Here is a 23,253-nt window from a genome sequence, read left to right as displayed (position 1 = left end):
CGGCGGCGGCCGCCCCACCCGGGCCTCCCCCGTCCCGCGTACGCCGGCCCAGCCGATGGCTGACGTGGGGCTTCCTGGCACCCGTGACCGTCTACCTGATGGCCTTCTACGCCTACCCGCTCTACCGCAACGTCGAGTTGAGCCTGCGCGAATACACCGTTCGCTCGTTCGTGCAGGGCGACGCGCCCTTCGCCGGCCTCGACAACTACCGGACGGTCCTGACCGACCCGGCCTTCGGGCCAACGCTGGCGCACACCCTGATCTTCACCGCCGCGTCGCTCGCCTTCCAGTTCAGCATCGGCATGGCCCTGGCGCTCTTCTTCCATCAGCACTTCCCGCTGTCGCGCACGCTGCGGGCGCTCATCCTCGTACCGTGGCTGCTGCCGTTGATCGTGTCGGCGTCGACCTGGTCGTGGCTGCTCAACAGCGACTCAGGTCTGGTCAACGCGGCGCTCGGCGTCGTCGGGATCGGCCCGGTCAACTGGCTCACCTCGCCGGGCTGGTCGCTCACCTCGGTGATCATCGCGAACGTCTGGATCGGCATCCCGTTCAACCTGGTCGTGCTGTACAGCGGCCTGCAGGCGATCCCCGCCGAGATGTACGAGGCGTCCGCGCTCGACGGCGCGACGGGATGGCAACGGTTCTGGTCGATCACCTTCCCGTTGCTGCGCCCCGTCTCCACGATCACGCTGCTGCTGGGGCTGATCTACACGCTGAAGGTTTTCGACATCATCTGGATCATGACCAGGGGTGGCCCGATCGGCTCCTCGGCAACGCTCGCCACCTGGTCGTACCGGCTCGGCTTCGGCAACCTGCTGCCCGAGTTCGGCCCGGGTGCGGCCATCGGCAACCTGCTCATCGTGATGGCCCTGATCGCCGGGCTCGTCTACATCCGGATCGAGCGAAGGCAGCACCTGAGATGACCACCTCAACGCCTCGGGCCTGGTGGAAGACCGGCATCGGCCTGGTGCTGACCGGGCTGATGCTCTTTCCCGTCTATTGGATGGTCAACGTGTCGTTCACCCGGGACCAGGACATGCGGGCCAGTCCCCCGCACCTGATTCCGACCAACGGCACGTTGGACGGCTACCGTGCGGTGCTCGACCAACAACTGCCGTACCTCGGCACCAGCTTTCTGGTCGGCCTCGGCACGGTGGCGCTGACCGTGGCGCTGGCGGCCCCCGCCGGATACGCGCTGGCGAAGCTCCGGCCGCCCGGCGGCCCGGCGCTGAGCTTCGTGCTGCTGATCGCGCAGATGATCCCGGGGATCATCATGGCGATGGGCTTCTACGCCAGCTATCTCCATCTCGGCGTCCTGAACACGCTGCCCGGCCTGATCCTGGCCGACACGACACTGGCGGTGCCGTTCGGCGTGTTGATCTTCACGGCGTTCATGTCCGGAATTCCCGACGAGCTGCTCCAGGCTGCCGTGGTCGACGGCGCCGGTCGGCTACGGACCTTCTTGTCGGTCGTGCTGCCGCTCAGCCGCAACTCGATCGTCACGGTGTCGCTGTTCGCGTTCCTCTGGTCCTGGTCGGACTTCATCTTCGCCTCGACCCTCGCCGGCGGCGGCGACCACCAGCCGATCACCCTCGGCATCTACCACTACATCGGCAACAACAACCAGCAGTGGAACGCCATCATGGCCACCGCTGTCGTCGCCTCCGTCCCCGCCGCCGTGCTGCTGATCCTGGCCCAGCGGTACGTCTCGATGGGCGTGACCGCCGGCGCCGTCAAGGACTGACCACCCGCGCGGTCAGCAACTGACCACCCGCACCACAGGAAGGCACCCGCCACCCATGACCGTCTCCCCGTCCGGTCCGGAGTTTCCCATCCAGGACATCCCGTTCAGCTACCGCGGATCCTGGTTCAACATCTCTCCGGTGGTTGCCGAGAAGACGTACGCCGACGATCTGCACCTGGTCTCCCACCAGACCGGGCTGCATCCGGTACTGCGCCTCACCCCCGCGGTCGCCGGCACCACGGTCGTCGCCACGCCCGCGCTGCTGACCTGGCGCAGCGGCGCCGACCGGATCGAGGCCGTCTACGACGGGCCGGACACCCTACGGATCCGGGGCCGACGGCTCGGCCTGCGGGTGACCGCAGCCGCGAGCACCCTCACCCCGTTCAGCGGCACCTACCTGTACGTCGACCCGGTCGACGGGTCACACGTGTTCACCTCGTACGAGACCGGTCGCCGCTACCGGATCACGGTGCTCTCCGGTGCTCTTGCGCGGACCGCCGGCGCGGAGGCGCTCGGCACCGCCGACCGGTCCCTGGACCTCCCCGGCGACCAACCCTGGGAAATCGCGATCGAGGAGTACGCCACCGCCCGCCGCCCGTACGCCGGATCCGTCACCTTCGAGCAGTTGTGCCGCGGCCGGATCGTCGAGTTCACCGCGTTCGTCGACGCGATCGCGCCGTGGCGCGGCGCGGACACCCCGGCCGCCGAGCTGGCCGCGTACGTCCTGTGGTCAGCCACCGTCGCTCCGGCAGGCTTCGTCACCCGCCCGGCCGTCCTCATGTCCAAGCACTGGATGGACAAGGTGTGGAGCTGGGACCACTGCTTCAACGCGATCGCCCTGGCCAGCGGCGAGCCGGAGCTGGCCTGGCACCAGTTCCACCTGCCCTTCGACCACCAGGACGAGTCCGGCGCTTTACCCGACTCGATCGCCCACTCCGAGGTCCTGCACAACTATGTCAAGCCCCCCATTCACGGCTGGGCGCTACGCCACCTGCGCCGACGCCTTCCTCAGCCGCTGGACCGGACGGCGCTGGCGCAGACGTACGACCGGCTCGCCCGGTGGACCAGGTTCTGGCTCGACGCGCGCCGAGCCCCCGGCCACGACCTGCCCCACTACCAGCACGGCAACGACAGCGGCTGGGACAACGCGACCACGTTCGACGGCGGCCGGGTTCTCCAGACGGCCGACCTCGCCGCGTTCCTGGTCTCGCAGCTGCGCTGCCTGGCGGACCTCGCCGCCGAGCTGGGCGAGCCCGCCGACCAGTGGTCCCGGGAGGCCGACCGGATCCAGGGCGCCATGCTCCGGGACCTGTGGGACGGCGAACGTTTCACCGCCCGCAACCCTCGCACCGGGCATCGGCGAGCGAGCCGCAGCCTGCTCGACCTGATGCCCGTCGCCCTCGGGGCCGACCTGCCCACCCCGGTCGCCGCCGCACTGGCCCGGGGCGCCGAAACGCACCTGACCACGCACGGGCTGGCCACCGAGCCGACGGACTCGGCCCACTACCTGGCCGACGGCTACTGGCGTGGCCCGATCTGGGCGCCCTCCACGGTTCTGGTCGAGGATGGCCTGCGCCGGGCCGGGCAGACCAGGATCGCCGACGACATCAGTCGACGATTCCTCGCGCTGTGTGAGAAGTCCGGCTTCGCGGAGAACTTCGACGCCGAAACCGGCGCCGGGCTCAGGGACCGCGCGTACACCTGGACTGCCAGCAGCTATCTCATCCTCGCTGCCGCCCAGGAGGAACGGCGAGCCGCGGGTGGGTAGCCACACTCAGCGGCCCCGGACCGGACCGGTGCTGGAGCGCAACGAGATGGGCGGGTTGTAGAGCCGGTGGCGGGGCACAGCTCCGGGCGCGGCGATGATCTCCAGCAGCAACGACACCGCCTCGGCGCCCATCTCGACCATCGGAACATCCGCAGCGGTCAACGGCGGGCGGAAATCCTCCGCCCAGTGCTGGGCGGCGACGCCGGTGACGGAGAAGTCGCCCGGCACGGACAGCCCGGCACTGGTCAGTGCGCGCTGCATTCCGGGCAGCGCGGCCTCGTTGATGGTGGCCACCGCGGTGATGTCCGGATGTGTCGCCAGCAACTCTTCCACGCACGCCTCGCCGGAGACCGTGTCGTCGCCGCAGCAGACCTCCACGCCGGTCACGCCCCGCTCCACCGCCGCCGCCCGGAAACCCGCCTGCGCTCGATGGCTGGGGCCGTAACCTGCGGCCACCAACTCCGCAGAGCGGTTCACGAGTGCCACGTGCCGGTGCCCCAGATCGGCCAGGTGGTGCACGCACCTGGCGATCAGCCCGGCGTAGTCGATGTCGATCCAGCTCATCCCGTGCGGCTCGGCGGTCCGCCCGATCGTGACGAACGGCAGGCCGGCCTTGGTCAGCCGAGTCACCCGGTCGTCCTTCAACCGGATCTCCATCAGAACCACACCGTCCACCCGACGCCCGGTGACGATCCGCTCGAACGACCGGTCATGGTCGCCGCCGGACGGGGAGAGCAGCACATCGAGGTCATGGCGGGCGGCCGCCTCGACAACGCTGGCGACGAAGCCCAACTGCATGTCGGTCAACCGCTGGCTGGCCGGAGGGATCACCAGCCCGAGGGTGCGGGTGCGTCCCTCCTTCAGAGCGCGGGCGCTGGCGTTCGGTCGATAGTCCAGCTCGTCAATGACCGCCTGGATCCGCTGCCGGGTCGCCTCGGACACGGCCCGCTTCCCACTCAGCACGTAGGACACGGTGCTGCGTGACACCCCCGCCCGGCGGGCGATCTCCCCGATGTTCATAGACCGCCTCGAATCGATTGTTGCCCCGACGGGGAGGCGCCATGCCCCGCCGACGAGCATATCCGTCCTGAATCTGGCCCTTGGATCGGTAATGGCTCCACGGCCGTTACGTACGCGGAACAGGTAGCGCGGAGGCATGGATCGCCATTAATGTCATTGGTACGACGTATGACGTTGACAGCAGCTCTGACCACCCCACCACCACCGCACGCCGGAGAGGATTCGATGAACGTGAAGAAAAGGCTGAGCCGCCTCTTGGCCGCCGCGGGGACCCTGTTGGTCCTCGTCGTCGGCGCTGGCATCTACGTGGTCTCGGACGCTCCGGGCGTCGCCCACGCCGCCGGCACGGGCCCGTGTGACATCTACGCCTCGGGTGGCACGCCCTGCGTAGCCGCGCACAGCACCACCCGCGCGCTGTACGGCGCGTACAACGGCCCGCTCTACCAGGTCCGGCGCTCGTCCAACAACGCCACCCAGGACATTGGTGTCTTGAGCGCGGGAGGGCTCGCCAACGCCGCCGCACAGGACTCGTTCTGCGCCAACACGAGCTGCGTCATCACCGTCATCTACGACCAGTCCGGTCGGAACAACCGCCTCACCCAGGCGCCTCCCGGCGGCTTCTCCGGCCCCGCTCCCGGCGGATACGACAACCTCGCCGACGCGAAAGCGGCCCCGATCACGATCGGCGGTCAGAAGGCGTACGGCGTCTACATCGCCCCCGGCACCGGCTACCGCAACAACAACACCAACGGCATCGCGACCGGCGACCAACCCGAGGGAATCTACGCGGTCGTCGACGGCACGCACTACAACCAGTGGTGCTGTTTCGACTATGGCAACGCCCAGACGAACAGCCTCGCCGACGAGCGCGCAATCATGGAAACCGTCTACTTCGGCGCCAACAAGCAGTGGGGCTACGGGGCAGGTAGCGGCCCCTGGATCATGGCCGACCTGGAGTGGGGGCTGTTCTCCGGAGTGAACGCGGGTTACAACAACATCGCGTCCATCAACCACCGCTTCGTCACGGCCATGGTCAAGGGCGAGCCGAACCACTGGGCGATCCGAGGCGGAAACGCAGAGTCGGGCAGCCTGACAACCTACTTCGACGGGCCGCGCCCCAACGGCTACCACCCGATGAAGAAGGAGGGTGCCATCCTCCTGGGCATCGGCGGCGACAACAGCATCACCGGCCGCGGCACCTTCTTCGAGGGCGTGCTGACCTCCGGCTACCCATCGGCGGCCACCGAGAACGCCGTCCAGGCCAACATCAACGCCGCCGCGTACGCGCCCGCCGCGGGCGGCAACCCGCAGCAGAACGTCCAGGTCGTGGGCGGACAGTCCGGCCGCTGCATCGACGTACCGAACGGCACCACCACCAACGGCACCCAGGTGCAGCTGTGGGACTGCACCGGCGGCGCACCCCAACGTTGGACCTACACCGCCACCAAACAACTCCAGGTGTACGGCAACAAGTGCCTCGACGCCAACGGTCAGGGCACCACCAACGGCACCCAGGCGATCATCTGGGACTGCCACGGCGGCACCAACCAACAGTGGAACCTCAACGCCAACGGCACCATCACCGGCGTCCAATCCGGGCTCTGCCTCGACGCCAACGGCGCCGCCACCGCGAACGGCACAAAACTCATCCTCTGGGCCTGCAACGGACAACAGAACCAGCAGTGGTCCACCCGCAGCTGATCACGCCGCACCAGGTCGGTCGTGCCGCCTCCGCGAGGTCTGCGGAGCCGGCACGACCGACGATCCCCTGAAGGACCGACGCCTTCGCCGCTGCTCCCGATGTGCGCCCGGCGCAGGCCGCACAGACAAGCTCGCTACCGGCTAGTCGCGCCCGATCACCGTCGCGACCTCGCTCAGGTCATTGTCCAGTTGGTGATCGCGCCCGGACAGCCGGTGCAGTTGTGCCTGCGGAATGACTCTGGCGTACAGGTCGGCGTGCGACGGTGGAGCGGTTTCGTCCTGGAGTCCATGGAACACGTGGACCGGCACCCCTCGCGGCAGCCTCGCACCGAGGTCGTACGGCAGCTCGAACTCGTCGCCGGGCCAGCCGCCCGGACCGACGAACGGGGCGGCGATCAGCACGATGGCCGTGAGCTCCCGCACCGGTGGCCGCTCGGCGAGCGCGTGGACGAGGATCGTCGCGCCCACTGAATGGCCCACGACGACAGCCCCGTCGGCCAGAGCCGCGATCTCCCGCCGGATGGCCGCGCTCCACGTGGCGTAGCTCGGGTCGTCCTCCTCGGGCATGCGCGGGTAACGGATTTCGTACCCGTTCCCGAGCCCCCGCCTCAAGCTGTCAACCAGCTTGTTGTCCCACTCGTCGTGCGTGCCGGCGCCGGCACCCTGAATGAACAAGATCTGCGGGGTTCCCACCATGACGATCCTCCTCCACACCCTCGCTAACCCGGTACACCGCGCCGTCGGCCCGTCCGCTGACTGGTCGGCGGGATCCCCGAGCGACGATTGGTGAGCTCGTATAGTTTGGCGGTGAACGGGGAAAAGGTCCGGCAGGCATACGGGTCCATGGCAGAGCTCTACATCGGGCTGTTCGGCACCACCCAGCAGGTGAATGCCGACGACCTCGCCTTCATCAGACGACACCTGGCGAGTCGGCCCGGCACGGTGCTCGATCTAGGATGCGGACCCGGTCATCTCACCGGCTATCTTCATTCGCTGGGCATCGACGCCACAGGGATCGACCTGGTTCCCGAGTTCATCGCCCATGCGCGGGCGGCCCACCCGAACGTCGAGTTCCACCTCGGGTCGCTGGAACGCCTGGACGTCGCCGACAACTCCGTCGACGGCATCCTGGCCTGGTACTCGTTGATCCATCTGCCGCCGCAGGAACTCGACGGCGTGCTCATCGAATTCCGGCGAGTGATGGCCCCGGCCGGAACGTTGGTGCTGGGCGTCTTCGACGCCGACGAGGTCGCCGCCTTCGACCACAAAGTCGTGACCGCCTATCGCTGGCCCATCGACGAGATCTCCGAGCGACTCAGCCGGGCCGGTTTCCTGGAGGTCGAACGCCTACCACGGCCCAGCGACGGCACTCATCGACCGCACGCCGCCATCGCGGCGATCGCAGTGGACGGGGCGAGGTGAGCGCGGACCGCTCGGATCGCGGCAGAGCGGATGCCCCCGTGGCCGGGAACATTTCAGGTGACCAGCATGAGCCGCCCTTCGTAGAGCACCGTGGGTTGTTGTACGCGGTCGCGTACCGGATGCTCGGCAGCGTTAAGGAAGCCGAAGACGTAGTGCAGGATGCCTGGCTGCGGTGGAGTCGCGTCGAACTGGCCACCGTCGTGGACGCCGAAGCCTTTCTGGTTCGAGTGACCATCCGGCTGGCGATCGATCAGCTGCGCAGCGCCCGTGTGCGGCGTGAGTCGTACATCGGCCCGTGGCTGCCTGAGCCCATCCTCACCCGACCGGACATCGCCGACGATGTGATCCTTGCCGATTCCGTCTCCACCGCGCTGCTGCTCGTCCTGGAGACGCTGTCTCCGTTGGAACGCGCGGTGTTCGTGCTGAACGAGGCGTTCGGATACCCGTACGCCGAGATCGCGCAGTTCCTGGGACGTGGGGAGCCGGCGGTACGGCAGCTTGCGCACCGGGCCCGAAAGGCGGTTGAGAGCCGCCGGCGCCGATATGACAGCGACCCCGTGACCCGGCAACAGGTGACCGAGCGATTCCTGGCCGCCTGTTCCGGTGGTGACATCACCGCACTGATCGAGGTTCTGGCACCGAACGTGACGATGGTCAGCGACGGCGGCGGCGTCACCGGTGCGCCACGCAAGCCCATCCACGGTTCGGACCTCGTGGCCCGGGCCATCGTCGTCCTCACCCGGCAACAGCCGGTGGGCTCGACGGCCGGGGTGCTCCACCTCAACGGTGGCCCCGGTGTCGTCGTCCACTGTGACGGAACGCCGGTGCTCGCTATGACCCTGCACATGGTGGAGGGTCTGGTTCAGACCATCCACGTCGTCAGCAACCCACAGAAGCTGGCAGCCACAGCGCTGTGATCCAGAACACTCAACACCGTGTCACACATCGGAGTCACCACCTCGTCCGTGAGCGACTGGTCAGCCACCGCTCTCACACGTACGGAGACGTCGATGTTCGCCATCTATCTCACGGTGACCCTGCTCGCCTCAGCCCTCAACGGTTCGGCCGCCATCGCCAACGTGATCGGCCACGAATACCCAAAGACGGAGGCGGACCGCAATCGGATACCCCGATCGTGGGTACGACCATTGGGAATGCTCCTGGGCGCGGGCGCGCTCGGCCTGCTGGCCGGGTTCGTCGTGCCGGTCGTGGGTACGCTCGCGGCAGCCGGTCTGGTCTTGTACTTCCTCGGCGCGCTGGGCGCACATATGCGGGCGGGTAATTTCCGACTCGGCGCCTGGGCACTTTTCTTCGGACTTGCTCTGGCCGCACTCACCGTCAACCTCGCCTACCACCCGGACGCTTGATGTACTGGTGGGTGGGGGTCAGCGCTGGAGGTCATGTCGGCGTCGGCGCCTACCAACGTGTCTGGCAGCTTGAACCGCCGCACTCGCGTCCGAACCGGCACGTCGCCGGCGGACGGGCGGTGCGCCATGCCGATGAGCGAATGGCATCCGCTGCGCCTGATCGATGCGGCACAACGCTCGCTGCGACCCCATGGAACTGACTGTGCTTGGCCGATCGGACGGCTGGAGGCGATGATCGGCTTTTTCCATGTGCGCCGGGTACCCCGCGACGCCTAGGAAGGAGCCATGACCAACGAGGTGACCGTTCCCCTGCTGCCCTGCGCGTCCATCGACGACATCGTCACCTTCTACGAGGTTCTCGGATTCAACACCACGCACAAGCAGCGCAAGCCCAACCCGTACGTGGCGTTGCAACGCGAGGATCTGCATCTGCACTTCTTCGAGATCGCCGGATTCGACCCGGAGCAGTCCTACGGCTCCTGCCTCGTACTCACCTCGGACATCGGGGCACTGCACCGGGCGTTCGCTGCGGGCATGCGGACCGCGTACGGCAAGGTGCTGGTGTCCGGGACGCCGCGGATGACCCGGCCCCGGGCGCGAAAGAACTACGACGGGGTGGGCGGGTTCAGCGTCATCGACCCAGGCGGCAACTGGATCCGCGTCGTTCAGAAGGCCGCCACCACGCGTACGCCGGCGACGACGTCTGCCGGGCGGCTCGCGAAAGCCCTGGCGAACGCCGTCGTGCAGGGCGACTCCAAGGGTGACGTCCAACAGGCCGTCCGAATCCTCGACAACGCGCTGGCCCGGCCGCAGGCGGACGACGATCCGGTCGCACAGGTGGAGGTCCTCGTCTACCGCGCCGAACTGGCCATGGTCCTGCACGACCAAGAGACTGCAACGGAGATGCTGGGCCGCGTCGATCGTGTCGTGCTCAGCGCGGACGAGACCGAACGGGCAGCGCCCACGTTCGAAACCGCCGCCGACCTCGCAGCGGCACTGCGCTGAGACGACGCGGCGTGGCCGAGCCGTCGTCGGACGGCTCGGCCACGCTTCCGGTTCGTCAGGGAGTCACCCGGGTAGCCGGGCTGTCACCCGGCAAGCCCGCCATGTCGGCTTCGACCGGCGGCACTGGGGTGGTTCCGAGGACACCGCCGTCCTTGGAGTACGCGGTGAGGGTGGCCGGCCGGTCCGGCGGTGTCCGGGTGGTGCCGGCGTTCGACGCGTCGAGGGTGACGGTGGCCGGGGGTGCGCCGCCGACCGTGACCGTGACGCGCGCCGCGTCCGGAGGGGCGATCACCCGCACCTGGTCCGTCGGCGTGCGGGGGCCGTCGTCGGCCCGGATCCGCCAGCCGATCGGTCGCTGGTCGACGCCCTCGGCCGGCAGCAGCAGTCCCAGGTCGGTCCACCAGCCGGTTCGCACGTCACCGTGCATGGCGTACGCGATCACCCCGCCGCCGGCGGGCTGCACGGTGAGCAGCGCCGCGGCCTGGCCGCGCTCACTGCCCGACCACCGCACCCGGACCGTCGTGCCGGCAGCAGAGAGGTGACTGTCGAGGAGTGCCGATTCGACGAAGTTGCGCAGGTTGGCGTCGTCCAGCGGCGTACCTCGGGCACCCCGGCGGGCGGCAGTGACCAGGGCGTCCATCTCCGGCCCGGTGGGATCGATCCCGGCGTACGGGCCGCCACCGAGGCCGCCCAGGAAGAGCACCTGGTTGCCACGGCTGACCCGGACGACGGGTTCGTTCCGAAGCGGCGCGGGGGGCAGGACGGCGAACCCAACCCCGCTGCCGTCCGCTCTGGCAAGGTCCTGGTACTCCAGGGTGCCCCCCGGCGTGTACCGCGGGTCGCCACTGATCATCACGGTCGAATCGGCCGGCCCGACGACGACCGCGAATCCGCCCCGGTCAGGCTCGGCCTGCATCAGGGTCATCACCGGGCTGTCCATACCCTCGCTGTGCCCGCCGTAACGCATCTGTTGGGCGCCGGCCCCGGCCGGACCCACGTACCAGACCAACGCCTCCTTGGTCAGCAGGCCGAACCGCAGCGGCACCGCGACCAGCGCGACCCGGTGGCCCGGCTGGTCACTGCCGTAGATCAGCTGAATCCGGTCGCGATCGCCGACCTTCCAGCCACCTAGGCGGGTGTCGATTCTCACCGGCGGATCGGTGCTGATCCTCGCCCGCAGCATGTCCAGCCAGGCGTGATCGCCGGCCAGCGTGCCCCGGGGCGGCGCGTCGAGCAACGCAGTCGGGGCGGCGGCGACCGCAATGCCCGGCGCCCACCCCGGCAGGGGCACCACGTTGGTCTGGACCCCGACGAGCGTCACCGCGACCACGGCGGCCATCGCCGCCCGGATCAGCCGCGTCCGCCGGTGCCGTCGCTCGCGCCGGGCGAACCCCGACCACGGGTCCTCAGGTACGTCGACACCATGCGCGGCCTGCCGCAGCGCAGGCCTGAGTGTCGAATGCGCGAAGCTCTCGGTCATGCCAGTTCCTCCTCGAGCCGTACCGGGGACTGAGGGGCGGTCGGGGCGAACTCGGCCCGCAGCCGGGCCAACCCGCGCGACGCCTGGCTCTTCACCGAGCCGATGGAGCAGCCGAGAACCTGGGCGGCGTCCGCCTCGCTGAGGTCCTCGAAGTAGCGCAGCACCAGAACCGCCTGGGTCCGGGGCGGTAACCGCCGCAGCGCGGCGAGGAGCAGTTGCCGCTCCTCCACCTGCGCGTACGCGTCCGACGTCGGCGCGCTGTCGGAGGTCAGCAGCGGCACCTCCAGCGGCCGCCGCCGACGCCGCCAGGAGATCGCCGTGTTGACCATCACCCGGCGTACGTAGACCTCAGGGGCGTCCCTGCGCAGCACCCGCCCCCAGCGCCGATGGGTCTTCTCCAACGCCGACTGCGCCAGGTCCTCGGCTGTCCCCCGGTCGCCGGTTAGCAGGTAGGCCGTGCGGAGCAACGACCCCCACTGTCTTTGCACGAACAGCCGGAACTGTTCGTCGTCGTCGTACCGGCTCACGCCACCTCCAGGTCACGTCCGCCTCGCGTTCACGGGCGGATGCAGAGTGAGACGCGATCGGCGGCGTTCGGGTTGAGTAGGAGATGCACCCGTCGACCTGTCTGAGCATGGGCGTCGTCCCGGCGATTCCGTCCATGCCCGCCGTGTCCGAGCAGTGCCTGTTCCGCATCGACTCGCTGGACGAACTTCCGAGCCTGGTTGCGAAGCACAATGCGGCGAGCGGCTAGCCGAGTGGCGGCCCGTCACGTCCGGCACCCGACGCGGGTGGCCAGCGCAGACGAGTACGCCCCCTCGCCGGGCACCATCTCCAACTGCGCCGGCGGGCCGACCCCCTGGGGGACCTGGCTCGCCTGCGAGGAGACCGAGGACCGGGCCGGCGACACGTGGGATGGGACGGCCACTCCGGCGTCTACCAGAGGGACCACGGCTACGTCTTCGAGGTGCGGGCCGATGGCAGCGCCGACCCGAGGCCAATCAAGTGCCTGGGCCGCTATTCCCACGAGGCTCTGGCGGTCGACAAGGATCGCCACCGGGTCTACCTCTCCGAGGACGCCGACGAGCCCAACGGCCGCTTCTACCGCTGGACGGCGCCGCGCGGCGTCAAGCTGGGTCCCGGCGTGCTCACCCACCTCGCACCGAACGCCGGTGTCCTCGCCCCGATGCAGATCATCATGGACGACGGCTCGGTTCTGCGGGCCGACCTTCACCGCCGACGGCAAGGTGCTCTTCGTCAACATGCAGGACCCCGGCCTCACCGGCGGCGATGGTCAAACGGTCGTGAACGTCCACATCAAGTTCCAGGTGGAACACCACGTTCGGGGCAGCGCCGATGACGGACACGATCTCGATCCACCGTCACGTTCGCGGCGGCTCAGGCGAGACAGAACTCGTTGCCCTCGATGTCCTGCATCACGAGGCACGACTCGTTGTCTTCATCGGCAAGCAGTAGTCGCACGCGTGCCGCGCCGAGCGCGACCAGTCGTGTGCATTCGGCCTCAAGCACGGCCAGGCGCTCTTCACCCACGAGCCCGGTGCCGACCCGCACGTCAAGATGCACCCGATTCTTGACGACCTTGCCTTCGGGAACGCGCTGGAAGAACAGTCGCGGGCCCACACCTGAGGGATCAATGCATGCGAACGCTGAACCCTGCTGCTCAGGCGGCAGCGCGCGATTGAAATCGTCCCAGGTAGCAAACCCCTCCGGTGGCGGCGGCACGACGTACCCCAAGACTTCACACCAGAAGCGAGCGACGCGCTCAGGTTCTGCGCAGTCGAAGGTGACTTGGATCTGCTTGACCGACGCCATCGGACCACCATAGAGGCGGGTTCATTCACCGTCTCCACGGGCCACCTCTGACCGCTCCTGCGTCCAGCAGCATTGCGCACAGCTGGCGAAGGTGGCAGTCACCTGACGCGGATGTGGTCGACACTCTGGGCGATGGCTATGGTTACGGCATGCACGATCCGCGCACCCTTCGGCGCGTCGGCGAGCGTGTGCCGCTGCCGACGATGCTGGTGCTTGCCGTGGTCGTGATGGTGCTCCCCGCCACCCGGTCGATCGGGCTGTGCATCGTGTTCTGCTCCGCACGGCGGGCGATCCCTGGTTGTGTGCCTGCCTGGTCGGCGGATCGTGCTCCGCCGCACCACGCGCGCGCCTTCGCCTGACCCACTCGCCCCGGCTCGCGCCGGTCTCCGCCTGGGAGCATCGTGCCCACTTCGTGCCATTACGCATGCCCGTCTACGCCCTCGACGCGTGCCGCCAACCCAACGCTCTGGCGGTGCACATGCTGACCCCCGGCGCGTACGTCCGTTTGGGCGTACGGCGTCCTCTCGATCTCGATCTGAGCACGTCGACCGTGCGGTCGCTGCTGAGCCGCCGCGCAAATTCCGCCGCATCGCTGCTGGAGTCATCATGATTGTCGAACTGACCCCGCTGCCCGGTATCGGGGAACGCCGCATGTTCACCACCGCTGACGGCCGCCGTGTGGGCGTGGTCACGCATTATCCCGGAGGGCGGCGAGATCTCGTATACGAGTCCCACGATGATCCCGACGCCACCTGCTGTCTGGCCTTGACCCGATCCGAGGCCGTAGCCCTCGCCAGACTCCTGGGCACCCTCGACGTCTTGGACGTCGTCACCGACGCGGAATCGTCTCCCGCGTAACGACGTGCGGCTGCCGTGCCGGGCCACAAGCGCGGCACGGCAGCCACACCGGGCGTCACCCGTTGTGCTTTTCCTGGCACGACACGCAGAAGCGAGCGTGCGGGAGAATTTCAAGACGCTCGGCGGGGATGGTCTGGCGGCACTTCTCGCAGGCACCGTAGGTGCCGTCGCTGATCCGGCTCAGCGCACCGGTGATCTGCTCGATGTTGCGGCGCGTGGCCACCAGCAGCGCGGCCCGGTTGTGGGCCTCGCCTGGGTCGCCGGTGTCTGCGTTGAGCTCGGTCAGTTCCCGCAGCCTCGCCGTCTGCGTGGCGAAGTCGTCCGCCAGGGACGCTCGCAGCTCAGCCAGCCAAACTTGATCGACAGATCGGTGATCGATGCTCATGGTCCTACCTTTCACAAGGGGCATAAAAAGAAAAGGGCCGAAGCTTCGATAGCTTCGCCCTGGCGGTCGTTCCGGGATGCAACGATTCCGCGGGAGGGCCTCGGCCGGCTCGCGGCAGGCTCGACAGCTTGTGCATGTGCGCGATGTGCAGCGCGCAGACAACCGACACTCGCATCCCGGCCATCAGGCGCGCCGCCGTTGCCACACGGGCAGCCCCGATTACCGTCACGTCAGTGACGGCAGGAGAGCGGAACGTAACCGTGGGCATGCCTCCCACCATAGGCCGTGACTGCACTAACGCCAACGCCTGCCGGCGGGACCTCCCTCGGACCACGATCCGCCTCGTGAGCCTGGTGATGAGGTGGCCCTGCTTACCCCGGTAGCCGCCCCAGTTGCCCCTGTGCGCGCCAAAGCCATCGAGGCTCAAAAAGGCATCAAAGTGTAGGTAACGGTCATGATGCTCTCCATGTCCCGTGTTAGTTCGGTACGACGGGTCGGGTCGAGCCGGGTCGGGCGGCGCCTCACAGGCGAGCCGTGTCTGGCCGGACGGGCCGGATAATCGGGCGTCTCGCCGTGGTGCGTCCGCTAACGTGCCGCCTCATGGAGAACACCACCTTGCGTACCGGACGCCTCGTGCTTCGCCCGGTGCGTGACGAGGACGTCGACCGGATCCTGGAGTACCGCAATCTGCCAGAGGTCACGCGCTGGCTGCTACGCACGGAGGTCGACCCTGCGTCCCACCGGGCGGCGTGGCGGCGCGCGGCCGCAGACCTCGACGACCACAGCGTGGCGGCCACGCTTGACGGCGTGGTGATAGGAACAGTTTCACTCGATGTCGTCGACGGCATGGGTCAGCCCGGCATGCCACCGCGGACGGAGGCCGAACTCGGCTACATCTTCGATCCAGCCTACGGCGGCCATGGCTACGCGACTGAGGCGGTCACCGCGATGGTGGCACACGCGTTCGACCGGTTGAATATTCGAAGGATCACCGCCGGCTGCTTCGCGGACAACCTCGCCTCGGTGCGCATCCTCGAGAAGGTCGGCATGCGCCGTGAGCAGCACGGCGTCGGTGATTCCTGGCACGCCGAGCTGGGCTGGGTGGACGGCTACACGTACGGTCTGCTCGCCGAGACATGGCGTCGAGAGGTAGCGCCGTAGGGGTAGGCGACGACCATGAGGCGGGCACGCCCTGTCTGGTTCGACATGATCGGACGTCGCCTGCCTTTTGGGCGGATGTCTCGGCGAGCAGGCCAAGGCGACAGGTCCGGTGGCTTATGGTGAGAAACCGGGCGGCACTGTCGTCGTATGTCGTGTGCGACGGGTGTCCGGCCCAGACCCGCAGGATCTTCACGTTGTCCAGCCGGAGGTGAACCGATGGCCGAGAGCCCCTCGGCGTCGACGGCTGGGAGCCGCTGTTGGGCGGTTCACACCCGCCTACTTGCGCGGCTGACCGAGGCCGGCGTCGGGAGACCTGGCGTCCATGGCGCTTGCGCCGCCCACGCGGCCGTACCGACTGAAAACGCCCGCGACGTCAACCACTGCTGAGATGGACTGGGCCGGATGGGCGTTGTTCGGGTTGGTCGCCACCGCGGCGCTCACCGCGGCGATGATAACCGCTCAACTGGCCGGCCTCACTCGGCTCGACCTTCCCCTGGTGCTCGGGACCCTCGTCACCGAGGATCCCGATCGGGCCCGAGTCGTCGGGTTCTGCCTTCACCTCTGCGCCGGTCAGGGTTTCGCCCTCGGCTACGCGGCCACCTTCGCCCTGTTGCACCGCGCCACCTGGTGGATCGGAGGGCTGCTCGGGATGCTGCACGTCGGGATTGCGCTGACGGTGATTCTGCCGCTGCTTCCAGGTGTCCACCCGCGCATGGCCTCGCAGCGGGCGGGGCCGGCCAGCACGGCCGTGTTGGAGCCGCCCGGCCTGTTCGCCCTCAACTACGGCATCCAGACCCCCCTGGTCGCTGCTGTCGTCCACGTCATCTACGGGGTCTTTCTCGGACTGCTCCTCCAAGGCAGGTGACCCGTACCCCGCTGGTGTCCCCGCCGGATGGGCTGTGTTCACCAGCGCGACTCGTTGGGAAGCGATCTTTATGACTGGTGGGCCCGACACGACGTCTCCCCGGCCCTCGGCGCCGATCAGCGACTACGGCCTGCTGAGTGACACCCGCACCGCTGCCCTGGTCGCGAGTGACGGCGGGATGGACTGGCTCTGCGTGCCCCGCTTCGACGGCGAGCCCCTGTTCGGCCGGCTGGTCGGAGGCCCGCAGGCGGGAACGTTCCGGGTCGGACCATCCCGGCCGGCAGCGGTCGTCGAACGACGTTACCGGCAGCACACCGCCACCCTGGAGACCACCTGGGCGGTGGGCGGCAGCCGGCTCAGCCTCACCGAGGCCATGGTGGCCGAGGTCAGCGGCCGCCTGCTGCCCACGACACTGATCGTGCGGCGTTTGTCGGCCGAGCACGCGGCGGTCGACGTCGTCGTGGAGTTCGACCCCCGCCTCGGCGCACGGCACCGCGGGCCCCGAGTCCACCACCGGCGCCAGGCCCTCGTGTGTGAGTGGGGGCCGCTCGCGGTTTCGCTGGGCAGCACGCCCGAACTCAGCATCGAACCGGGTCGGCCCACCTCGATCACGGTCCGGCCAGGCCGTCCCGTCACCCTCGTACTGGCCGTGGCCCACCGCGAACCGCTCATCCACGTCGAGCCGGGAGCCGCCTGGGAACTGCTCAGCGAGGACGAGACCCGATGGCGGGCCTGGGCTGCGGAGATCGACGAGAAGCTGCCTTTCCGCGAACACGTCGTACGAAGCCTGCTCACCCTGCGTCTGCTGACCTATTCGCCCTCGCGAGCCCCGGTTGCCGCACCCACCACGTCATTGCCCGAGGATCCCGGCGGGGGACGGAACTGGGACTACCGCTATGTCTGGCCCCGTGACGCCAGCATCGGCGTCAGCGCCTTCCTCAGCCTCGGCAAGACAGACGAGGCCCGCGGGTTCCTCGCGTGGCTGTTGCACGCCAGCCGGCTGCAGCGGCCACGCCTGCCGGCACTGCTCACCCTGCACGGCCGCCACGTGCCAGCGGAGCGGGAACTACCCAACTGGCCCGGCTATCTCGACAGCCCCCCGGTACGGATCGGCAACGGCGCGGCCAGCCAACACCAGCTCGACGGCTACGGCTGGGTGATCGACGCCGCCTGGGCATTCGCTCAGGCCGGACACCGCCTCTACACCGAGACGTGGCGGACGGTGCGCGGTTTCGCCGACGTGGTCGCCCGCTGTTGGCAGGAGCCCGACGCCGGTATCTGGGAGGTCCGCGAACCCGCCCAACACGTCCATTCCAAGCTCATGGGCTGGCTCGCCCTGGACCGCGCCCTGGCCATCGCCGACACTCACCCCCTGTCGGACCGCCAGCGCCGACGCTGGCAGAAATCCCGTGATGCCATCGCCGCCGAGGTTCGGACGCGCGGCTTCGACCCGACGGCGGCCAGCTACGTCCGCAGCTACGGCTCCCAGGATCTCGACGCGGCCCTGCTCGTCCTGCCGCTGCTCGGCATGGACAACATCGGGTCGCCCCGGGTACGCGGCACCATCGACGCCATTCGGGACAGGCTCTCCGCCGGCGGTCCGCTCCTCTACCGCTACCCGCCGGGACGTGACGGCCTACCCGGCACCGAAGGCGCGTTCCTGCCCTGCTCATTCTGGCTCGTTCAGGGCCTCGCACGCACCGGGCGCCGCATCGAGGCCGTCGAGCTGTTCCAGTCCATGCTCGACTACGCCAGCCCACTCGGCCTCTACGCCGAAGAGTTGGACCCCGCGACGGGGGCCCACCTCGGCAACTACCCGCAGACACTGACCCACGCCGCGCTCATCCAAGCCGCACTCGCCATCCGGGACGCCCCCGACTGCTGATCCTGCGTCCGCCTGGCGCCGTCGGCGACCGGCGCGGGGTCGAGGACGAGAAGGTCCGTCGCGTACCCGTCGGCGATCACTCGTCCTCGTCATCACCTGCTGCCGGACACGCTCGCGTCAACCCATGGGACCGCGACTGGCGGTGCTGACGACCGCCATCATGATCAGGGTGCGCTGCCGCCGTCGACTCAGCAGCGCGAAGCAGGCAGTGAGCGCCACCAGCTCCACCTCGACCCATTCGCCGGTGACGTCAACGCGGATCGGCCCGCCTGGCCGGCCGGGGAGGTGCACCGCGAGCCGATGCCCGTCGCGTACCAACTCACCGCCGCGGCGACCGGGCGCCCAGCGCGCCACCCCGCCGGGCCCCGGCACGTGCGACCGGCGCGGGTCGAGCCGCACCGCGGCGCCGTGCTCGGCTTGGGCGGTGGCCCCGATGCGTCGGTGGTCGGTCGGCTCGACCGTCCAGAGGCCCGCGTCGGTGCGGATCTCGCCGCACCGCCAGGTCCAGCCGGTGGTACGCAGCGAGGCGCGAGGCCCGGCACCGGAGTCGAGGACGAAGGCGCCGTCCTGCTTGCGTATGGTCAGCGCGGTCATCGGTTCAGCCCTTCCGGGCGCGGCCGGGGCAGGCCGAGGATGAGGACGACGCCGACGCTCAGGTGTAGCAGCGCGAGAGTCGCCTTCGCTTCCCCGCCGACGCCGCCCGGTGGCCCGGCCAGGAGCGACAGCAGCAGGACCGTGACCGCGATCGAGGTCCACCAGACGCGGGCCCGGTTGGTGAGGCGTTCCAGCACCGCGAGCAGCGCCCAACCGGCCAGTGCCGCGACCGCGGCGGCCACGACGACCGCGGCCACCGTAATCTGCCGGGTCGAGTTTCCGGAGTTGGCCGCGAGGTCGACGCCGGCCGCCGAGCGCAGGGTCGCGAACTCGGCCGCCGCCACCAGGATCGCCCCGGCCGTCACCGCGGCTCGGCGCAGGAGAAGGTTGTTCGTCATGCCCTGAGTCTGTGGACCGGCCCGGGTCGGGCACGTCGGTCCGGACGCCGCGGTGCGTACATCCGTCGGCGGCACCGCGTACTACCAAAGGAGGTGGTCCGGCCCTCCGCGAGCCCAGTAGCCTGCGCTGGTGGAGGCGGCGACGTGCGACGTGGACCCGCCGCGGGCGTGGCGTTCCGTCCCGGTGGGAGTGGCGACCGTGGCGATGGGCGTGCTCATCGCGACCGTACTGTGGTCTGCCACCCGCTCCGGGTCGACCGCCCTGGTCCACACCGATGTCGCGCTGGCGGTGGCCGCCCTGGCCCTCGTCCCGGTGGTCGTCCGCCGCCCGGAGGTCGGTGGCGTGCTGGCCGGTCTGCTGGTGGCGCTGTCGCCGGTGGCCACTCCGGTGGCGAGCTTCGCGGTGCTGTTCACCGCCCGCAACCGGCCGTTCCGGCAGGCCGCAGTGGTGGCGGCGGTCGGCGTGGCGGGCGAGGCGGTGCAGGCGCTCTGGCGGCCGGTGCCCAGCCTGCCGTACGGGTGGCGGCTGGTGCTGATGACGGCCGCGTACGCGGCCCTGCTGGGCTGGGGCACCTGGGCGCAGGCCCGGCACGCCCTGCTGGCGGCGCTGCGGGACCGGGCCTGGCGGGCTGAGCAGGAGCAGGAACGGCGGGTCGTCGAGGCGCGGGCCGCCGAGCGCAGCCGGATCGCGCGGGAGATGCACGACGTGCTGGCCCACCGGCTGTCGCTGCTGGCAGCGGCCGCCGGCGCGATGGAGTACCGGCCGGACGCGCCGCCCGAGCGGCTCAGCGCCGCCGCCGGGGTGATCCGCGCCAGCGCACACCACGCCCTCGACGAGCTGCGCGAGGTCATCACGCTGCTGCGCAGCGACGACGCCGAGTCGCCGGCGGACGCACCACCCGGGCAGACCCTCGCCGACCTGCCGCGCCTGGTCGAGGAGGCTCGGGCCGCCGGGCAGCACATCGAGGTCGACGACCCGCTCGGCCCGCCGGTCGAGGTCCCCCCGACGGTCGGCCGCACCGCTTACCGAATCGCGCAGGAGGCGCTGACCAACGCCCGCAAGCACGCCGCCGGGCAGCCGGTCCGGCTCGTTTTCGACGGCGCGCCCGGCTCCGGCCTGAGCATCGCGGTAAGCAATCCGACCACGCCCGACAGCGGTGCCACCGGGGACGGCGGCGCCGGCCTGATCGGTCTCGCCGAACGGGCCGCCCTCACCGGCGGTCGCGTCACCCACCACATCGACGCCTCGGGTCGGTTCCACCTCACCGCATGGCTGCCGTGGCCGACGTGACGGGCACGGTCCGGGTCGTCATCGTCGACGACGATCCCCTCGTACGGGGAATGCTGACGATGATGCTCGACGGCGCCGACGGGATCGTCGTCGTGGGCGAGGCCGCCGACGGCGGTGCGGCGATAACCGCGGTGGACCGGCACATGCCCGACGTGGTGCTGATGGACATTCGGATGCCCGGTGTCAACGGCATCACCGCCACCGAGCGCCTGCGCCGCCGTCACCGGCCACCCGAGATCATCGTGCTCACCACGTTCGACACCGACGAGCACGTGGTGCGGGCCCTACGGGCCGGCGCCAGCGGCTTCCTCCTCAAGGACACCCCGCCAGAGCAGATCAGCCAGGCGGTCCGCGCCGTCGCGGCCGGCCACCCGATGCTGTCGCCGGGCGTGACGCGCCGCCTCATGCAGCGGGTGGCGTCCGGGGCCGAGTCCTACGAGCAGGCGCGCAACCGGCTGGCCCTGCTCACGCCCAGGGAACGCGACGTCGTGCTGGCCATCGCGCACGGACGCTCCAACGCCGAGATCGCCACCGAGCTGCTGATGAGCGTGACCACGGTGAAGGCCCACGTCTCGCACATCCTGACCAAGCTGGACCTCGACAACCGCACCCAGATCGCCCTGCTCGCCCACGACGGCCGGCTCGCCTGACCAGGTCCCCTGCGCCCCGCCCATGCCGCGGGCAGGAGGGTGCCGAGTGCGTCGTCGGTGTAGGTGATCTGGACGGGGATGGCCTTCTCGGGTTCAATAGACCGGCACCGTCAGCGCTGCCCAACGGATATGTCTTTGGTAAGGCAGGTGGTTCCGTCAGGGCCGGCGAGTGGCGCCGACTGGTATCCCTCGCTGTGGTAAAGGTCGATGTTTCGCAGGCTTTTGGCGCCGGTGACCAGCAGGATACGACGGCAATCGGGGCCGGCGGCGGCTTCGGCGGTGCGCAGCAGCCACCGGCCCAGCCCCTGGCCTCGCAGATCAGGCACGACGGCGAGTCGACCCACGTGCCAGTCGGTGTCGATGCGACGGGTCCGAACCATGCCCAGTAGTCGGCCGTCCAGCCAGATGCCTGTGGTGTGCCAGGTCGCCAGCCACTCGCGCACCTCCTCCGGCGACTCGTGCAGGGCCGGAATGTCCATGGTGTGGTTGACGACGGCCTCGTCCACCCAGCAGCACCGCTGCAGTACCGTGACCTGGGGCGCGTCGTCGGGGGTCAGCCGTCTCGCGTAGGACGCTGGCAGCGGGCCGGGCTGGGCCCCGGCTTGTGCGCGTTCGCGCAGTGGCCGTAGGGCGTTGGCGACCCGGACCAGTTCGTCCAGCAGGCCGATACCCGCCGTGTCGCGGGCGGCGTCGGGCCGCAGTCGCCCATTCTCCGTTGCGTCACCGATGCGGATCGCGACCGTGGCGCCCAACGGAACCAGGCGCAGCGTGGTCACCACCTGCTTGGCGTGTTGAACCGACCGGGTGCCCGCCGACGTGTTGCCGTAGCTGACGAAGCCGATCGGCTTCCATGCCCATTCGCGGCTGAGGTAGTCCAGCGCGTTCTTCAGGGTCGCTGGCATCCCGTAGTTGTATTCCGGTGTGACCGCGATGAACCCGTCCGCCCCGTCGACGATCGCGCTCCACCGACGTGTGTGCTCATGCTGGTAGACACCCGACGACGGATGTTCCTCTTCGTCCAGGAACGGCAGGTTCAGATCGCCGAGGGCCACCGGTACGACCTCGACGCCGAGCTCCGCGGCATGAGGGGCGATCGTTTCGGTCAGCCACTGTGCCACCAGGGGGCCGAGGGCGCCTGGGCGGGTGCTGCACACCAGGGCAAGGACGCGGACCGGTTTCGTTAACATGGAAACAAAGTGTAGGTGCTAGAATGATTACATGTCAACGAAACCGTCGACGGGGACCGCACGTTGGTTGAACCCTGACGAGGAACGGGCGTGGCGGGCGTTCCTGCGCGTAGTGGTCGCCGTCCAGACCGGCACGGCGCGCGACCTGGCCGCGATCGGGCTCTCCGAACCCGACTACGAGGTGCTGAGCACCCTGTCGGAGCGGACCGGCCACACCAGCAGCCTGGGGGAACAGGCCGACAAGATGGGCTGGTCACGCAGCCGGCTGTCCCGGCACGCAACCCGGATGGAGGCGCGCGGTCTCTTGAGCCGCACACCAGACCCGGCCGACGGCAGAGGTTGCTTCCTCGTACTCACCGCGCAGGGTCTGGAAGCACTCGAGAACGCCGCACCGGCTCACGTCGAGTCGGTACGACGCCACTTCATCGACCGGCTCGCCCCAGAAGACCTCATCGCCATCGAACAGATCGCCCGGAAGTTGGAAGAACCCCAAGTCGGCGACGACCGACCACCCAGACGCCTACCTGTCGGCATGATCGTCGATGGGTGAACAAAACAACGCCGTTGCGTTGGGGACGTGGTCGGCATGGCAACGCCCTGTGGGGTCGAGGTGATCCGCCGAGCGGTAGCTCGGCCGCG

Annotated in this window: 25 protein-coding genes and 2 pseudogenes; 17 read left to right on the top strand and 10 right to left on the bottom strand. The window is 69.3% G+C overall.

What is annotated here, in order from left to right:
* Nucleotides 1–83 precede the first annotated feature (83 nt).
* From OG811_RS19760 to OG811_RS19750, 3 genes are read left to right on the top strand one after another with little or no spacing between them, the layout of a single operon-like run.
* A complete protein-coding gene (locus tag OG811_RS19760; protein ID WP_406067772.1) occupies nucleotides 84–923 on the top strand; it encodes a carbohydrate ABC transporter permease in 840 nt (279 codons plus the stop codon).
* Nucleotides 920–1,744, top strand: coding sequence for a carbohydrate ABC transporter permease (locus tag OG811_RS19755; protein ID WP_406067770.1), 825 nt, complete (start codon nucleotides 920–922; stop codon nucleotides 1,742–1,744). Before OG811_RS19760 ends, OG811_RS19755 begins: the two co-directional genes overlap by 4 nt.
* Before the next feature lie 55 nt (nucleotides 1,745–1,799).
* Complete coding sequence (locus OG811_RS19750; protein ID WP_406067768.1) at nucleotides 1,800–3,512, top strand: amylo-alpha-1,6-glucosidase; 1,713 nt, start codon at nucleotides 1,800–1,802, stop codon at nucleotides 3,510–3,512.
* 6 nt (nucleotides 3,513–3,518) lie between these two features.
* Here OG811_RS19750 and OG811_RS19745 read toward each other — a convergent pair whose 3' ends face one another.
* Complete coding sequence (locus OG811_RS19745; protein ID WP_406067766.1) at nucleotides 3,519–4,532, bottom strand: LacI family DNA-binding transcriptional regulator; 1,014 nt, start codon at nucleotides 4,530–4,532, stop codon at nucleotides 3,519–3,521.
* Nucleotides 4,533–4,757: 225 nt separating this feature from the next.
* On the opposite strand from OG811_RS19745, the gene OG811_RS19740 reads away from it, so the two are divergent.
* Complete coding sequence (locus OG811_RS19740; RefSeq protein WP_406067764.1) at nucleotides 4,758–6,233, top strand: arabinofuranosidase catalytic domain-containing protein; 1,476 nt, start codon at nucleotides 4,758–4,760, stop codon at nucleotides 6,231–6,233.
* 141 nt (nucleotides 6,234–6,374) lie between these two features.
* Here the strand turns inward: OG811_RS19740 and OG811_RS19735 are convergent, their stop codons facing one another.
* Nucleotides 6,375–6,929: an alpha/beta fold hydrolase gene (locus OG811_RS19735; RefSeq protein ID WP_406067762.1), complete on the bottom strand. Its 555-nt coding sequence runs from the start codon at nucleotides 6,927–6,929 to the stop codon at nucleotides 6,375–6,377.
* Nucleotides 6,930–7,040: 111 nt separating this feature from the next.
* Here OG811_RS19735 and OG811_RS19730 point away from each other — a divergent pair, with 111 nt between their 5' ends.
* The 4 genes from OG811_RS19730 to OG811_RS19715 all read left to right on the top strand — a co-directional run bounded on the left by OG811_RS19730 (nucleotide 7,041) and on the right by OG811_RS19715 (nucleotide 10,027).
* Entirely contained in the window at nucleotides 7,041–7,655 is a 615-nt protein-coding gene (locus OG811_RS19730; protein ID WP_406067761.1) for a class I SAM-dependent methyltransferase, read from the top strand.
* 50 nt (nucleotides 7,656–7,705) lie between these two features.
* Entirely contained in the window at nucleotides 7,706–8,572 is an 867-nt protein-coding gene (locus tag OG811_RS19725) for an RNA polymerase sigma-70 factor (protein WP_406075813.1), read from the top strand.
* A 93-nt stretch (nucleotides 8,573–8,665) separates the two neighbouring features.
* Nucleotides 8,666–9,022, top strand: a complete 357-nt coding sequence (locus OG811_RS19720) for a DoxX family protein (RefSeq protein WP_265010371.1) — start codon at nucleotides 8,666–8,668, stop codon at nucleotides 9,020–9,022.
* Nucleotides 9,023–9,307: 285 nt separating this feature from the next.
* Nucleotides 9,308–10,027 (top strand): VOC family protein, encoded by a 720-nt coding sequence (locus tag OG811_RS19715; protein WP_406067759.1) that lies wholly within the window; start codon nucleotides 9,308–9,310, stop codon nucleotides 10,025–10,027.
* A 55-nt stretch (nucleotides 10,028–10,082) separates the two neighbouring features.
* Here OG811_RS19715 and OG811_RS19710 read toward each other — a convergent pair whose 3' ends face one another.
* Together OG811_RS19710 and OG811_RS19705 are read right to left on the bottom strand one after the other, a co-directional pair.
* Complete coding sequence (locus OG811_RS19710; protein ID WP_406067758.1) at nucleotides 10,083–11,507, bottom strand: hypothetical protein; 1,425 nt, start codon at nucleotides 11,505–11,507, stop codon at nucleotides 10,083–10,085.
* A complete protein-coding gene (locus OG811_RS19705; RefSeq protein ID WP_406067757.1) occupies nucleotides 11,504–12,034 on the bottom strand; it encodes a SigE family RNA polymerase sigma factor in 531 nt (176 codons plus the stop codon). Before OG811_RS19705 ends, OG811_RS19710 begins: the two co-directional genes overlap by 4 nt.
* A gap of 210 nt (nucleotides 12,035–12,244) precedes the next feature.
* Between OG811_RS19705 and OG811_RS19700 the strand changes: the two are divergent.
* Nucleotides 12,245–12,373: pseudogene (locus tag OG811_RS19700) on the top strand (alkaline phosphatase PhoX); the annotation flags it as partial.
* Between the two features lie 44 nt (nucleotides 12,374–12,417).
* A pseudogene (locus tag OG811_RS19695) lies at nucleotides 12,418–12,633 on the top strand (alkaline phosphatase PhoX); the annotation flags it as partial.
* Nucleotides 12,634–12,703: 70 nt separating this feature from the next.
* Here OG811_RS19695 and OG811_RS19690 read toward each other — a convergent pair.
* Nucleotides 12,704–12,874: a hypothetical protein gene (locus OG811_RS19690; protein WP_406076012.1), complete on the bottom strand. Its 171-nt coding sequence runs from the start codon at nucleotides 12,872–12,874 to the stop codon at nucleotides 12,704–12,706.
* Between the two features lie 31 nt (nucleotides 12,875–12,905).
* The gene (locus OG811_RS19685) at nucleotides 12,906–13,340 is read right to left on the bottom strand and encodes a VOC family protein (protein ID WP_406067755.1); all 435 of its coding nucleotides are present in this window, start codon (nucleotides 13,338–13,340) and stop codon (nucleotides 12,906–12,908) included.
* 149 nt (nucleotides 13,341–13,489) lie between these two features.
* On the opposite strand from OG811_RS19685, the gene OG811_RS19680 reads away from it, so the two are divergent.
* Entirely contained in the window at nucleotides 13,490–13,699 is a 210-nt protein-coding gene (locus tag OG811_RS19680; protein WP_406067754.1) for a hypothetical protein, read from the top strand.
* Between the two features lie 554 nt (nucleotides 13,700–14,253).
* Here the strand turns inward: OG811_RS19680 and OG811_RS19675 are convergent.
* Complete coding sequence (locus OG811_RS19675) at nucleotides 14,254–14,583, bottom strand: TraR/DksA family transcriptional regulator (protein ID WP_406067753.1); 330 nt, start codon at nucleotides 14,581–14,583, stop codon at nucleotides 14,254–14,256.
* A gap of 600 nt (nucleotides 14,584–15,183) precedes the next feature.
* On the opposite strand from OG811_RS19675, the gene OG811_RS19670 reads away from it, so the two are divergent.
* From OG811_RS19670 to OG811_RS19660, 3 genes are all read left to right on the top strand, one after another.
* Nucleotides 15,184–15,744, top strand: coding sequence for a GNAT family N-acetyltransferase (locus OG811_RS19670; protein WP_406067752.1), 561 nt, complete (start codon nucleotides 15,184–15,186; stop codon nucleotides 15,742–15,744).
* Between the two features lie 388 nt (nucleotides 15,745–16,132).
* The gene (locus OG811_RS19665; RefSeq protein ID WP_406067751.1) at nucleotides 16,133–16,609 is read left to right on the top strand and encodes a hypothetical protein; all 477 of its coding nucleotides are present in this window, start codon (nucleotides 16,133–16,135) and stop codon (nucleotides 16,607–16,609) included.
* Between the two features lie 70 nt (nucleotides 16,610–16,679).
* A complete protein-coding gene (locus OG811_RS19660; RefSeq protein WP_406067749.1) occupies nucleotides 16,680–18,494 on the top strand; it encodes a glycoside hydrolase family 15 protein in 1,815 nt (604 codons plus the stop codon).
* 117 nt (nucleotides 18,495–18,611) lie between these two features.
* Here the strand turns inward: OG811_RS19660 and OG811_RS19655 are convergent, their stop codons facing one another.
* Nucleotides 18,612–19,088 (bottom strand): hypothetical protein, encoded by a 477-nt coding sequence (locus tag OG811_RS19655; protein ID WP_406067747.1) that lies wholly within the window; start codon nucleotides 19,086–19,088, stop codon nucleotides 18,612–18,614.
* Nucleotides 19,085–19,486, bottom strand: a complete 402-nt coding sequence (locus OG811_RS19650) for a DUF6069 family protein (RefSeq protein ID WP_406067745.1) — start codon at nucleotides 19,484–19,486, stop codon at nucleotides 19,085–19,087. Before OG811_RS19650 ends, OG811_RS19655 begins: the two co-directional genes overlap by 4 nt.
* Nucleotides 19,487–19,616: 130 nt before the next feature.
* Here OG811_RS19650 and OG811_RS19645 point away from each other — a divergent pair, with 130 nt between their 5' ends.
* Entirely contained in the window at nucleotides 19,617–20,777 is a 1,161-nt protein-coding gene (locus OG811_RS19645) for a sensor histidine kinase (protein WP_406067743.1), read from the top strand.
* Nucleotides 20,756–21,427, top strand: a complete 672-nt coding sequence (locus OG811_RS19640; RefSeq protein ID WP_406067741.1) for a response regulator — start codon at nucleotides 20,756–20,758, stop codon at nucleotides 21,425–21,427. Before OG811_RS19645 ends, OG811_RS19640 begins: the two co-directional genes overlap by 22 nt.
* 110 nt (nucleotides 21,428–21,537) lie before the next feature.
* On the opposite strand, the gene OG811_RS19635 is transcribed toward OG811_RS19640, so the two are convergent.
* The gene (locus tag OG811_RS19635; RefSeq protein WP_406067739.1) at nucleotides 21,538–22,614 is read right to left on the bottom strand and encodes a GNAT family N-acetyltransferase; all 1,077 of its coding nucleotides are present in this window, start codon (nucleotides 22,612–22,614) and stop codon (nucleotides 21,538–21,540) included.
* 31 nt (nucleotides 22,615–22,645) lie between these two features.
* Between OG811_RS19635 and OG811_RS19630 the strand changes: the two genes are divergently transcribed.
* Nucleotides 22,646–23,164 carry a MarR family winged helix-turn-helix transcriptional regulator gene (locus tag OG811_RS19630; protein WP_406067737.1) on the top strand — a complete coding sequence of 173 codons (519 nt, stop codon included), beginning with the start codon at nucleotides 22,646–22,648 and terminating at the stop codon, nucleotides 23,162–23,164.
* Nucleotides 23,165–23,253: the final 89 nt, after the last annotated feature.

Source organism: Micromonospora sp. NBC_01638 (genome assembly GCF_045209745.1).
Lineage (GTDB): Bacteria > Actinomycetota > Actinomycetes > Mycobacteriales > Micromonosporaceae > Micromonospora.
The sequence above is the reverse complement of the archived record's forward strand: the minus strand, read 5'-3'. Positions and strand labels throughout refer to the sequence as shown.